The 12153-nt window shown below is 73.5% G+C and carries 12 protein-coding genes; 2 read left to right on the plus strand and 10 right to left on the minus strand.

From position 1 onward, the window contains the following. Positions 1 to 72: 72 nt before the first annotated feature. The 10 genes from ACFW6A_RS36690 to ACFW6A_RS36735 all read right to left on the minus strand — a co-directional run bounded on the left by ACFW6A_RS36690 (position 73) and on the right by ACFW6A_RS36735 (position 9544). Positions 73 to 1290 (minus strand): beta-ketoacyl-[acyl-carrier-protein] synthase family protein, encoded by a 1218-nt coding sequence (locus tag ACFW6A_RS36690; protein ID WP_386646055.1) that lies wholly within the window; start codon positions 1288 to 1290, stop codon positions 73 to 75. Next, positions 1290 to 1520 (minus strand): phosphopantetheine-binding protein, encoded by a 231-nt coding sequence (locus ACFW6A_RS36695; RefSeq protein ID WP_351853064.1) that lies wholly within the window; start codon positions 1518 to 1520, stop codon positions 1290 to 1292. Before ACFW6A_RS36695 ends, ACFW6A_RS36690 begins: the two co-directional genes overlap by 1 nt. 29 nt (positions 1521 to 1549) lie before the next feature. Beyond that, positions 1550 to 2644 carry a beta-ketoacyl-ACP synthase III gene (locus ACFW6A_RS36700; RefSeq protein ID WP_386646058.1) on the minus strand — a complete coding sequence of 365 codons (1095 nt, stop codon included), beginning with the start codon at positions 2642 to 2644 and terminating at the stop codon, positions 1550 to 1552. Next, positions 2641 to 3621, minus strand: a complete 981-nt coding sequence (locus ACFW6A_RS36705) for a VlmB-like protein (RefSeq protein WP_351853058.1) — start codon at positions 3619 to 3621, stop codon at positions 2641 to 2643. The genes ACFW6A_RS36700 and ACFW6A_RS36705 overlap by 4 nt, the downstream gene beginning before the upstream one ends. Then, positions 3618 to 4226, minus strand: coding sequence for a flavin reductase family protein (locus ACFW6A_RS36710; RefSeq protein WP_351853055.1), 609 nt, complete (start codon positions 4224 to 4226; stop codon positions 3618 to 3620). The genes ACFW6A_RS36705 and ACFW6A_RS36710 overlap by 4 nt, the downstream gene beginning before the upstream one ends. Further along, the gene (locus ACFW6A_RS36715; protein WP_351853053.1) at positions 4223 to 4777 is read right to left on the minus strand and encodes a hypothetical protein; all 555 of its coding nucleotides are present in this window, start codon (positions 4775 to 4777) and stop codon (positions 4223 to 4225) included. The genes ACFW6A_RS36710 and ACFW6A_RS36715 overlap by 4 nt, the downstream gene beginning before the upstream one ends. A gap of 66 nt (positions 4778 to 4843) precedes the next feature. Continuing rightward, on the minus strand, positions 4844 to 5332 hold the full coding sequence (locus ACFW6A_RS36720) for an SRPBCC family protein (RefSeq protein ID WP_351853051.1): 489 nt from the start codon (positions 5330 to 5332) through the stop codon (positions 4844 to 4846). 2 nt (positions 5333 to 5334) lie between these two features. Beyond that, positions 5335 to 6618, minus strand: a complete 1284-nt coding sequence (locus tag ACFW6A_RS36725; protein WP_351853049.1) for an aminotransferase class III-fold pyridoxal phosphate-dependent enzyme — start codon at positions 6616 to 6618, stop codon at positions 5335 to 5337. Positions 6619 to 6671: 53 nt separating this feature from the next. Beyond that, entirely contained in the window at positions 6672 to 7811 is a 1140-nt protein-coding gene (locus ACFW6A_RS36730; protein WP_351853047.1) for an acyl-CoA dehydrogenase family protein, read from the minus strand. Between the two features lie 131 nt (positions 7812 to 7942). Beyond that, the gene (locus tag ACFW6A_RS36735) at positions 7943 to 9544 is read right to left on the minus strand and encodes an aldehyde dehydrogenase (RefSeq protein ID WP_351853045.1); all 1602 of its coding nucleotides are present in this window, start codon (positions 9542 to 9544) and stop codon (positions 7943 to 7945) included. Positions 9545 to 9851: 307 nt separating this feature from the next. Between ACFW6A_RS36735 and ACFW6A_RS36740 the strand changes: the two genes are divergently transcribed. Both ACFW6A_RS36740 and ACFW6A_RS36745 read left to right on the plus strand, forming a co-directional pair. After that, a complete protein-coding gene (locus ACFW6A_RS36740; RefSeq protein ID WP_351853042.1) occupies positions 9852 to 11315 on the plus strand; it encodes an MFS transporter in 1464 nt (487 codons plus the stop codon). An 80-nt stretch (positions 11316 to 11395) separates the two neighbouring features. Further along, complete coding sequence (locus tag ACFW6A_RS36745) at positions 11396 to 12094, plus strand: hypothetical protein (RefSeq protein WP_386481222.1); 699 nt, start codon at positions 11396 to 11398, stop codon at positions 12092 to 12094. The last annotated feature ends 59 nt before the right edge of the window (positions 12095 to 12153 follow it).

The raw sequence follows: 12153 nt of genomic DNA on the forward strand, positions 1-12153 counted from the left end.
CGGGGATCGGCCGGGGGACCGGCGGCGTGGCTCGGCCGGGGGCCGGGCGGCGGGGCGTGCCTCCGACCGGGCTCAGGCGCGGGCGAGGGCCAGGACCGCGTTCTGGCCGCCGAAGCCGAGGGAGTTGCTCAGGGCCAGGTCGTAGCGGGCCGTGGTGACCGTGGTGGTGAGCTTGAGGCCGCAGTCGGGGTCGGGGACGTCGAGGTTGGCGGTGGGGGGCACCACCTGCTCCTCCAGTCCGAGGACGGTGAACGCGGCCTCGATCGCGCCGGCCGCGCCGAGGAGGTGGCCGGTGACGCCCTTGGTGGAGGTGACGAGGGGGTCGCCGAGCACGCGGCGCACCACCTTGGCCTCGGTGAGGTCGTTGAGGCGGGTGGCGGTGCCGTGCGCGTTGACGTGGCCGACGTCGGAGGGACGGCAGCCGGCGTCGGCGAGCGCGGCGCGCACCGCCGCCTCCAGGCCGGCGCCCTCCGGGTGCGGCGAGGTGAGGTGGTGGGCGTCGGCGGAGGCGCCGTACCCGGCGACGCGGGCACGGATCCGGGCGCCGCGGGCGCGGGCGTCGGCGGCGCGTTCGAGCACCAGCACCCCGGCGCCCTCGCCCGCCACGAAGCCGTCGCGGTCCGTCTCGAACGGGCGGGAGGCGGCGGCCGGATCGTCGGTGCGGGACGAGAGCGTGCCCATGCGGGCGAAGCCGGCCATCACCAGGGGCGTGATCATGGCTTCGCTGCCGCCGGTGAGGACGAGGTCGCACCGGTCGAGGAGGAGGAGGTCGCGGGCGGTGCCGATGGCCGTGGTGCCCGAGGCGCAGGCGGTGGCGACCACCAGGTTGGGGCCGGTGGCGCCGAACTCCATGGCCGTCTGGCCGGCGAGCATGTTCGGCAGCTGCATGGGCAGCAGCAGCGGGGAGACGTGGCGCGGGGAGTGCTCGACCAGCACCCGGTGCTGCTGCTCCACGGTGCCGGGTCCGCCGTCGGCGCAGCCGAGGACCACGCCGACGCGGGCGCCGTCCCAGGTGGCCGGGTCGAGGCCGGCGTCGGCGAGCGCCTCGGCCGCGGCGACCAGCGCGAACTGGGTGAAGCGGTCGAGCCGGTGGGCCCGGCGGGCGCCGAGCAGCGCGTCCGCGTCCCATCCCGGCACCCGGCAGGAGATGGTGACCAGCTGGCCGTCGAGGGCGGGGTCGGCCGCCGCGGCCGGGCGCCCGGCGCGGACGCCGGCCCAGCTCGCGGCGGTGCCGATCCCGGCCGGGGTGACCAGGCCGAGACCGGTGACGGCGATGTCGGTGCCGGTCATCACACCCGCGCGCTTCCCTGTTCGATCAGCGCCAGCATGTCGCCGACGGTCTCGGCCTCCAGGAGTGCGTCGTCCGAGACGGCGACGCCCAGCTCGTTCTCCAGGACCAGGGACAGCTCGACGACGGCGAGCGAGTCGAGTTCGATGTCCTCCCGGGTGGCCTCCAGGGTGATCTGCTCGGGGTCGACCTTGAGCTTGTTGACCAGGATTTCCTTCAGCTGCTCGAACATGGCGCTTCTGCCTCTCCGGTGAGTGGTCGTCAGGTGGTGCGGGAGGTGGGGTGCGGCCCAGGACCGGGCTGGAGCTCGGGCCAGGTGAGGGTTGCCGCGCCCCACGAGAGACCGCCGCCGAAGGCGGTCAGGAGCAGCCGGTCGCCGGCCTTCAGACTGCCGTCGGCGGCGCTCTGGTCGAGAAGGAGCGGGATCGAGGCGCCGCCGGTGTTGCCGACGTGCTCGATGTTGGAGAGCTGCCGCGCGGGCCCGATGCCGAGCCGCTCGGAGACGGCGGCGAGGATGCGGGCGTTGGCCTGGTGGGCGGCGAAGCGGTCGACGTCCCCGGGCCGCCAGCCGGCGTCGGCGAGCGCGTGCAGGGAGGCCGCGGTCATCCGTTCCACCGCGTGCCGGTACGTGGCCCGGCCGGCCATCCGGAAGTACTCCTCGCCCGGCCGGGGGGCGAGGCCGGAGGCGCGCTGGCGGGAGCCGCCGGCCGGGACGGTGATGAGGTCGCTCAGTTCGCCGTCGCTGCCGAGGACGAGGGAGCCGAGGGCGCCCGGTTCGCCGGCGGTGCCGGCGCGGAGCACCACGGCTCCGGCGCCGTCGGCGAAGATCACGGCGGTGCCGCGGTCGTCGGGGTCGACGATCGTGGTGAAGGCGTCCGCGGCGATGACCAGGACGCGGTCGGCGAGGCCGGTGGCGATGTGGCCGGCGCCGGTCGCGAGGGCGTAGAGGAAGCCGGCGCAGACGGCCGCGACGTCGAAGGCGGGGACGCCTCCGAGACCGAGCCGGGCGGCGACCGCCGGGGCCGTCGCAGGGCAGGGGTGGTCGGGTGTGGTGGTCGCCAGGACCACCGCGTCGACCTGGGAGTCGTGGGCCGACTTGAGGGCCTGCAGCCCGGCCTCGACGGCGAGGTCGGAGGTGGCGGTGCCGGGGGTGACGACGTGCCGGGTGGCGATGCCGGTCCGGGTGCGGATCCAGTCGTCGGAGGTGTCCAGCCTGGCCACCAGGTCGGCGTTGGTGACGACCGTGGGCGGCACGTGGCCGCCGACCCCGGCGAGGACGGGCGCCCGTCCGGCGGGGGCGGTGAAGACGCGGCCGGTGCGGGGCCCGGGGCCGGCGGGGAGGGCGGCGCCGTTCACGGACGCCCGCTCCGCACGGTCGCGTCCAGGGGCAGGCCCATGTAGGCCATGCGGCTCGCGGCCATCTCGTCGGTCCACCGCTCGGCCATGTCGTACCGCTGCTCGGGGGTGGTGTCGAGCAGCCGTACGCCGGGCCAGACCTCGTAGTCGCCGATGCGCTCGGCCTGTTCGGCCATGCCCTGCTGGAAGAGCTCCTCGCGGTGGAGCACGTACGGCCGGTCGGGCACCCGGTCCCACAGTTCGGTGCCGGCGGCGAGGATCTCGCGGAGGCGGGGCAGGTACTCGGGGTGCTTCCGCAGGTGGTCGCGCAGGATGGTGCTGGCGACGGTGAGGTGCCGGATCTCGTCGATGGCGGTGCCGCGCGAGATCTCCTGGGTGGCGTCGGACAGCGGGGTCCACTTGCGCTCGCTCAGTTCGGCCGCGGGGGCGAGGACGCCCTCGATGACGATGGCGAAGACGGCCACGCCGCCGTAGAAGTCGTTCCGGTCGCGGATGATCTCCAGGGTGAAGTCCTCGACGGGCTGGAGCACCTCGCGCCGGTAGTCGGCGGCCATGGCGTCGATGTCGGCGAGCAGCGTGCGCTCCGGCAGGCCGAGCTCGACCAGGTGGTTGCGGAAGACCCGGGCGTGCCGGGCCTCGTCCATGAGCTGGGTGGCGTAGAACTCCATCTCCGGGACGGAGGGGGCGCGGGAGACGTAGTGGCCCAGCAGGCGGGTGGCGATCTCCTCGGAGAGGCCGCGGAAGCCGAACTCCAGGACGAGCGCCTCGCGGAGCGGGCCCGGGCGGCGGAGGAAGTCCGGGACGCCGGCCTTCTCGTGGTGGCCGGTGGCGCCGCGGTCGCGGAGGGTGCCCTGGGCGACCTCGGTGAACCAGTACGCCAGGTCGCAGCGGTCCGGGCCGAGGGTCAGTTCCCTGGCCCCGTCGAGCAGGCCGGGGGCGGTGTCCCAGTCGGCTTCCTTGGCGGTGGGCGTGTTCATGAAAGCACGTTCTCCTTGGCGGACGGGGCGGGGCGCGGACCGGTGGGGAGCGGTGCGGGACCGTCGCCGGCCGGGACGCCCTCCCCGTACTCCGCGACCGGGATGAGCCTTCCGGCGAAGAGCTCCCCGGCGCTGCTGAGCAGCGGGTCCCCCTCGGCGGTGGCGGCGTGGACGACGGCGCCGAGCAGCAGCTCGTGGTCGCCGACCCGGAAGCAGCCGACCACCCGGCAGTCGTAGTGGGCGAGCGCGCCGCGGAAGAGCGGCGCCCCGGAGTAGGCGGCGGGGTCCCAGTCGACGCCGTGGAACTGGGCGGCGCCGTCGGGCCGGGAGGTGTCGGCGAAGTGGCGGGCCAGGCGGCCCTGCCCGCCGCTGAGCACGTTGACCGCGAAGCGGCCCTCGGCGGTGGCGAGCTTGGCCAGGACCGAGTCCGGCTTGAGGCACACGCCCAGGACCTGGGGGCGGTGGGAGATCCGGACGACGGTGCTGACGGTGGTGCCGTGGCGGTGGCCCTCGTGTTCGGCGGTGAGCACCGACACCAGGGAGGCGAGCCGGCGCAGGGCCCGGTCCTGGGCGCTCCGGCGCTCGCGCAGCGTGATCCTGTTCACCGGGTCACCCCTCCGCCGGCCGGGACGGTCTCCTCGCGCGGGCCGGCCGCGGCGCCGGGGACGTGTCCCACGGGGGCCGGGGTCTCGGTGTGGCCGGCCGGCTTGGGGTGCGGGAGGCCGAGGTCGTCCAGGAGGCGCAGGTAGCCGGGCTGCCGGACGGGCTCGAAGGGCAGGGCGAAGGGCTTCATGAAGTTGCCGAACAGGCCCCGGTCGCCGAAGAGGTGGAAGGGGAGCACCAGCAGCGCCCACTCGGGGCGGACCAGCCAGCACCACAGGGCGGCGACGGCGCCCTGGGTGATCAGGCTGTGCATGACGTTGTAGGCGACGTAGTAGCCCTTGTGGATGGGTCTTCCCCCGGCCTTGCGGAAGGCGAGGGCGCCGGGGATGTAGCCGATGAGGTCGATGTAGAGGAAGAGCCCGATGGCGGGCAGCCAGCGGATCTCGTCGAAGTGCAGGACGAGGAGACCGGTCGTCACCGCGAGGCCGACCAGGTACTCGGCGCGGTGGAGCGAGAAGGTCTTCGGCGTCTCGAAGGGGTTTGCCTGGTCCACGGGTGAACTCCTGACGGGAGGGGTACGGGGCGGGCGGCGGGCCCCCGGTCCGCCGCGGGCGGCGGCTCAGCCCGCGCCCGGGGCGGCCGCGGCGTCGAGGGCGACGTCCGTGTGGAGGACCGTCCGGCCGGGGAAGAAGCCGGTGAGGGCCCAGGCGACGGTCTCGCGGATCACGCGTTCGGCGATCGGGTCGAGGATGCTGGCGAGGCTCGGGATGCCGAAGTCGAAGTCGGCCGTGAAGACGACGGAGACGTCCGGGCCCTCCTGGCGCAGCGTCCAGACGCCCTCGAAGCCGTCGAAGTCGCCGTCGGTCTGCTCGAACCGGATCTCCAGCCGGTCGGGGAGGAAGGTGTCCTGCTCCGTCCAGCGCAGCAGGCCGCTGCGGAAGTGCAGTTCCCAGCTGGAGCTGCCGACGGCCTCGGGGAGGGTCGCGTGCACCTCGGTCGAGCGCACGTGGGGGGCGAGTTCCGGGTACCGCTCCCAGCGCGGGACGGTCCGGAAGACCTCCTCGGCGGAGGCGTCGCGCACCAGGGCGTGGAGTTCGACGTGTCGCATGGTCAGTTGCCCCCCTCGGGCATCGTGGCCGACCGCCCGAGGAGGTCGGAGGTGGCCTTGTCGAAGGAGTCGAGCAGGAATTCGACGTCCCGGTCGGTGAGGATCGCGGGCGGGGTGAACCGCACCACGGAGGAGCCGTTCATCGAGTGGTTGGCGACCACGCCGTGGTTGAACAGCTCGATGAGCAGTTCGCCGGCGAGTCCCGGCTCGATCAGCTCGACGCCGATCAGGAGGCCCTGGCCGCGCACCTCGACGAGCTGGTCGGGGATGTTGCGGCGGGCGATCTCGGTGATCCGCGGGAGGAGCCGGGCGCCGAGTTCGCGGGCGCGGGGCACCAGTTCCTCCTCCCGCAGGGCGCGGACGGCGCCCTGGACGGCGGCCATCAGCAGGGGCTGGCCGGAGAAGGTGGCGGTGTGGACGTACGGGTCCTTGTCGAAGGGCCGGAACGCCTCGCGGGTGGCGAGGGCCGCGGAGACCGGGACCACGCCGCCGCCGAGCGCCTTGCCGGCGAGCAGGACGTCGGGGCGGACGCCCTCGGTGTCGAGGCCCCACCACTCGCCGAGCCGGCCGAAGCCGGACTGCACCTCGTCGAGGATGAGGAAGCCGTCGAACTCCCTTACGGCCTCCTCGACCTGCTTGAGGTAGCCCTTGGGCGGGATGACGACGCCGCCCTCGCCCTGCACCGGTTCGAGGATCACGCAGACCTCGCCCGGGTGCCGGGAGAGTTCGGCGCGCAGGGCGTCGACGTCGCCGAAGGGGAGGTGGACGAAGTCGGGGACGAGGGGCCGGAAGGGCGCCTGGTAGACGTCCTTGGCGGTGGCCGAGAGGGCGCCGAGCGTCTTGCCGTGGTAGCCGCCCTTCATCGACACGGTCCGCTTGCGGCCGTTGGCGCGGGCCAGCTTGAGGCCGGTCTCGACCGCTTCGGCCCCGGAGAGGGCGAAGTGGACGCGGTCGAGGCCCTCGGGGGCGATCGAGACCAGGGCCTCGGCGGCGCGGGCGACGGTGGGCTCCAGGAGGATGCGGGTGGCGACGGGGTGGGTCTCCAGCTGCCGGCGCACCTCCTCCATGACGAGGGGGTGGCGGGCGCCCATGATGAAGACGCCGTAGCCGCCCGCGTTGAGGAAGCGTTCGCCGTCGGAGGTGGTCAGCCAGGCACCCTGCGACTCGACCTCCATGTGGGTTCCGAAGAGCTCGGCCAGGGTGGCCCGGCCCTTGCTCAGGTGGGCCCGGTAGAGCCGGAGGATCTCCGCCTCCCGGTCGGCCGGGGCGCCGGCGCTGGTGGTCATCGGTGTCTCTCTCGCTTTCGGTCCGTGGGGCGGGACGAGGGACTGCCGCGGGATCAGGACAGGTCGAGCGGGCCGCCGCCGGCGTAGGCGAGCAGCGGTTCGACCGCGGATCCCCGCGACGGGGGGTGGAAGGCGAGCGGGCGCACCGAGGCGGCCGTCCGCAGGTGCGCGGAGGAGCGGATGAAGTCGATGCCGCCGAGGAGTTCGAGGGCCTGCTGGGTGGCGAGCGACAGGGCCTCCTGCGCGGCGAACCGGGCGATCAGCACCTGGGAGACGGCCTCCTCGCCGCCGACGCCGTCGCGCACCGCGCGGGCGACCCCCAGGAGCAGGTGGAAGGCGGACTCGGTGCGGACGAGCAGGGCGCCGCGCTCGCCGGCGCTGCCGCGTCCCCGGGCGAGCACCTCCTCGGTCAGGCCGGCGGCGGCGCCCGCGTAGCCGGCCGAGACCAGCATCTCGAACCAGACGAAGCCGGCGTTCTGGAGGTCCTCGATGCGGCCGGGGTCGTCCTCGGTGGTGCGGACGACCCGGTCCTCGGGGACGAGGACGTCGGCGAGGCGGACCTCGTCGCTCTGGGCGGCGGCGAGGACCTCGGTGTCCCAGAAGGGGTGCCGGGTGAGGCCGGGCGCGTCGGCGTCGACGAGTGCGAGGGCCAGCTCGGGAGCGCCGTCGGCGCCGGGGACCGAGATGCTGGCCGTGAGCAGGCTCATCGAGCGGGAGAGGCTGCACGGCTTCTTGGAGCCGTTGAGGAGGTAGCCGCCGTCGACCGGGGTGGCGGTGACGGCCGGGGTGAGGATGTTCTGCTGGGTGCGGCCCTCGGCCCAGCCGGAGGCCATGAGCCTCTGCTCGGGGACGATCGTGTGGAGCAGCGCGGTCTGGGCGGGGGTGAGGCGGCCGGGGCCGTCGGCGAGCGCGTAGAGCATCGCGGCGGTGAAGTGGTGCATGGTCGAGGCCACGGCGAGCGACGGGGAGAGCGCGCCGACGGCCCGCTGGACGTGGACGGCGTCGACCGGGTCGGCGCCCAGCCCGCCGTACTCGGTGGGGACGAGCAGTCCGACGCCGGAAGCGGCCCGGAAGAGGTCCACGACCGGGCTGTCGGCCGCCTCCCGCTCCTCGAAGGACAGGTCGGACAGCGCCTTCACCAGGCCGGGATGGAAGCGCTCGCAGACGTCGCGGGCGGCATCGAGAGATCGCACGGGTGTCACCTCGTTCAGCGTCGGTCGCGGAGGGGATCGGAGGGGCTCGGAGGGGATCGGGGCGGCGGGCCGGGGCGGCCGGGCGTCGGGGCGCGGGCCGGCCGCTCCGCGGAGGTCGTCAGGGGGGCGGGTCAGTCGCCGAAGACGGTCCGGTGCGGGCTGACGTCCCGCGCGATGCTGACGCCCTGGACGTGGGAGGTCTTGAGCATCGGGTAGTTGGCCTCGCCGAAGACCCCGCCGGTCAGGCCGGTGCCGCCGTGGCTGGGCAGGTAGGGCAGGAAGCCGATGTGGGAGTCGTTGACCTTGAGCAGGCCGCCGTTGACCACCCGCTGGACGAAGGTGTCGACGACGTTCTCGTCCTTGGCCCACAGGGAGTTGCGCAGCCCGTACTCGTTGGAGTTCACGAAGTCGAGGAAGCGGTCGAGCAGGACCTCGTCGTCGTCCGGCTCGGCGACGACGATCGGCAGCAGCGGGAAGAAGGTCTCGTGGCGCACCACGTCGTGCTCGCGGGCGGCGGCCAGGCCGTCGACGCGGAGCACGGTCGGCTGGAGGAAGACGCCCGTCTCGGAGGGGGTGCCGTCCAGTTCGGTGCGCCTGCCGCCGCTGATCAGCTCCGCGCCCTGCTCCAGGGCCCGATCGAGCAGGCCGAAGAAGCGTTCGGTGCGGCGCACCGGGGAGAGCAGGACGTCCTCCTCGTCGGGGTAGCCGGGCCGCACGCCGGCGACCTGCCGCCGGACTTCGGCGATGAGGTCGTCGGCGACGTCGGGGTGGACGAGGACGTAGTTGGGGACCATGCAGATCTGGCCGGAGCCGTAGAACGACTCGGTGATCGCCTCCGCGGCGTAGGCGAGGTCGGCGTCCTTCCAGACGATGATCCCGTCGTTGCCGGCGAGCTCCAGGATCGGCTTCTTGCCGTGGGCGACGCACTGCTCCTGGAAGCGCAGGCCCTCCTTGCTGCCGCCGATGTAGAAGATGTCGTCGATCAGGGGGCTGGTGATCCAGCGGTCCAGGGTCTGCTTCGGGTTGGAGCAGACGACGTTGAGGGTGCCGGGCGGGGCGCCCACCTCGTCGAGGAGGGGCGCGGCCACGTCGCGGAGGACCCAGAGCGTGGAGAGGGCGATGCTGCGCGGGGCGCGGACCACGACCGCGTTCCCGGCCATCACGGCGAGGACGGCGAGGGCCGCGCTGGGCGCGGGCGCGTTCTGCGGCGGGTTGAAGGCGACCACGCCGTCGGGCTGGCGGCGGACGATGAGCCGGCGGCCGCCCTGCTCGAACTCGGTGTGCATCTGGCGGGCGTACCAGCCGATGCTCTCCTCGCTGTAGATCTGGAGCAGGCAGCTCAGCTCCCAGCGGGCCAGCTTCACGGGGTGGGACTCGGCGACCAGCATGTCGACGAACTCGTCCTGGCGGCGCAGCAGTTCCTCGCGGAAACGGGTGCCGAGGCGGAGCCGGCGCTCCAGCGGGACCGCGGCCCAGCCGGGGGCGGCCGCGGCGGCGGCCTCACTGGCGAGGTCGATGGCCGCGTCGTCGGCGATGGCGCAGCGGCCGATGACGTAGGGGTGGTCCGCGGCGGGTGAATCCGCGTCCTTTTCGAGGGTGCGCTTGAGGCTGACGCTGGTGAAGACGTCTTCGAGGAGCGACTTCGCGCTCACGGTGTAGACCCAGCCGTCGCCCTCGACGTCTTTCCCCGCAATAAACAGCCCATAGCTGTGGAAATTTTTTCCGGGATTCATCTCGCGGACCCTTCGGAAAGGTAATCGAAATCTTTGGGAGGCGAAATCGGATGCGATGATTGCAGTCCGCTCTGACCGGGTCCTGACGCGCTGCTGATCCCGCCTGGACAACCACTGGAGCGCTTCCGGCGTCCCTGTGCACGGGGCTGCGGGCCGGGACGCGGCGGCCGGCCCCGGTGATTACCTGGCAGGTAATTGACCTCTCCGATCACCGGACGAGAGTCTGGACGGGCACTCGGACACCTGTCTGCCCGGCCGCGGGCGAGCCGGGTTTCACACATCCTGTGATCGATCGGGAGTACGAAGAATGACCACCGAGACCAACCGCAGCCCCGCCGCGCCGCCACCGCCCGCGCCCACGGCCGGGAGTCCGGCTGTACCGCACCGGCTGATCCTGCCGACCGTGCTGGCCGGTGTCTTCATCACCACCCTCGACTTCTTCATCGTCAACGTCGCCATTCCCTCCTTGCAGACCGATCTGAAGGCGACCGCGTCCGCCATCGAATGGGTGGTCGCCGGATTCGGCCTGGCCTACGGCGTGGGCCTGATCACCGGTGGCCGCTTAGGCGACCTGTACGGCCGCCGCAAGATGTTCCTGCTGGGCCTGGGCCTGTTCACCGTCGCCTCGCTGCTCTGCGGCATCGCCCAGTCGGGCGGCTTCCTGGTCTTCTCGCGGGTGCTCCAGGGCCTCGCGGCGGCGCTGCTCGCGCCCCAGGTGCTGGCGCTGCTGGGCACGATCTTCACCGGCGCGGCACGGCTCAAGGTCTTCGCCGGCTACGGCCTGGCCATGGGACTCGCGGCCGTCTTCGGCCAGCTCATCGGCGGTCTGCTGATCGAGGCCGACATCGCCGGCTGGGGCTGGCGCTCCTGCTTCCTGGTCAACCTGCCGCTCTGCCTGGTCATCATGGCGCTGACGGTGAAGGTGGTGCCCGAGGCGCGGGCCGAGGGACGGCCCAAGCTGGACCTCCTCGGCGTCGTCGTGGTCACCCTCGCCCTGGTCGCCCTGGTCCTGCCGCTGATCGAGGGCCGTGAGGCCGGCTGGCCGCTGTGGACCTGGCTGTCCCTGGGCGCGTTCGTCGTGCTGACCGCCGCTTTCGTGGCCATCGAGCGGTCGATCGCCGGGAAGGGCGGCTCCCCGCTGGTGAACATCTCCATGTTCGGCGACCGCGCCTTCGTCGTCGGCCTCGCCTGCCAGCTGGTCTTCTGGATGGGCCAGGCGTCCTTCTTCCTCGTGCTCGCCCTGTACATGCAGGCCGGCCGGGGCCTGTCCGCGCTGGAGGCGGGCCTGCTCTTCGCCGCCATCGGCGCGGGCTACATGTACACCTCGATGAACGCCACCAAGTTCGCCGCGAAGCTCGGCCGCCAGGTGCTGGCCGTGGGCGGCCTGCTGATGGCCGTGGGCCTGGCGGTCCTCGGGATCACGGTCGCCCGGCTCGGCGACGGCGGCAGCGTCGCCTGGCTCATCCCCGGACTGGTCATCGACGGCGCCGGCATGGGCCTGGCGGTCGCACCGCTCGCCTCCACGGTCCTCGCCCGGGTCAACCCGCAGTACGCGGGCTCCGCCTCCGGCGTGCTCACCACCGGCCTCCAGATCGGCAACTCGATCGGCGTCGCGGTGATCGGCGTGATCTTCTACAACGCACTGGGCGACGCACCCGACGCGTCGGCCTACGCCCACGCCTTCGACATGGGGATCGTCTTCCTCATCGGGGTCGCCGCCGCCCTGGCCCTCCTGGTCCAGGCGCTGCCCAGGACGAACGACGGCAAGTGAACCATCCCCGGTGAACTCCCGGGGCGGCGCGTCCCCCGAGCCGCCCCGGGCTCACCGCCGGCGAGAAAGAGAGTGCGCACGTGAGTGCCAAGGAACTGCTGGACCGTTACGTCGCCGTCTGGAACGAGCCCGACCCCGCCGCCCGGCGGACCGCGGTCGCCGCGCTGTGGACACCGGACGGACTGCACCACACCCAGACCCGCCGCTTCCGCGGCACCGAGAGCCTGGTGGCCCGGGTGACCGAGGCGTACGACCAGTTCGTGGCCGGCCAGGGACTGCGCTTCCGGGCCGGCGGCGAGCCGGTCGGCCACCACGGCGCGGTGGCCTTCACCTGGGTGATGACGCCGGGCGACAGCGAGAACGTGCTCGCCGTCGGCTTCGACGTGGTGCTGCTGGACGACGAGGGCCGGATCACCACCGACTACCAGTTCAACGAGCCGCCGGCCTCGGACGCCGGGCTCGACGCCCAGGCCGACCGGTACCTGGCCGCGGTGGCGGCCGGGGCCGAGGTGCTGCGCAAGGAGGTCGCCGACCTCTACCTGCCCGGCGCGCTCCTGGTCGACGAGAACGGCGTGCACGAGGGCGTGGAGGCCGTGGCCGCCGCGCTGGAGGCCGGCGGGGCGCGGCACCGCGCGGGCAGCGCCTCGGCACAGCACGACGCCTTCCGCCACCCGTGGCGCGCGGAGTCGGGCGAGACCGGTGTGGACCTGCTGCTCCGCGACCCCCAGGGCCTGGTCCGCGCCCACTACCGCTTCCCCGGGGCGGGCGGGCAGGCCTGAGCCCCCCCGGCCCGGGGGGGGGGGGGGGGGGCGCGGGCGGGGGCGGGGGGGGGCGGGGC

It is taken from the genome of Streptomyces sp. NPDC058758 (genome assembly GCF_042746075.1).
Classification (GTDB): domain Bacteria; phylum Actinomycetota; class Actinomycetes; order Streptomycetales; family Streptomycetaceae; genus Streptomyces.

Coding starts and splice junctions, on each gene's coding strand:
- ACFW6A_RS36690 (WP_386646055.1), bottom strand. CDS start 1,290: ATGACCGGCACCGACATCGCCGTCACCGGTCTCGGCCTGGTCACCCCG.
- ACFW6A_RS36720 (WP_351853051.1), bottom strand. CDS start 5,332: ATGCGACACGTCGAACTCCACGCCCTGGTGCGCGACGCCTCCGCCGAG.
- ACFW6A_RS36740 (WP_351853042.1), top strand. CDS start 9,852: ATGACCACCGAGACCAACCGCAGCCCCGCCGCGCCGCCACCGCCCGCG.
- ACFW6A_RS36735 (WP_351853045.1), bottom strand. CDS start 9,544: ATGAATCCCGGAAAAAATTTCCACAGCTATGGGCTGTTTATTGCGGGG.
- ACFW6A_RS36705 (WP_351853058.1), bottom strand. CDS start 3,621: ATGAACACGCCCACCGCCAAGGAAGCCGACTGGGACACCGCCCCCGGC.
- ACFW6A_RS36725 (WP_351853049.1), bottom strand. CDS start 6,618: ATGACCACCAGCGCCGGCGCCCCGGCCGACCGGGAGGCGGAGATCCTC.
- ACFW6A_RS36695 (WP_351853064.1), bottom strand. CDS start 1,520: ATGTTCGAGCAGCTGAAGGAAATCCTGGTCAACAAGCTCAAGGTCGAC.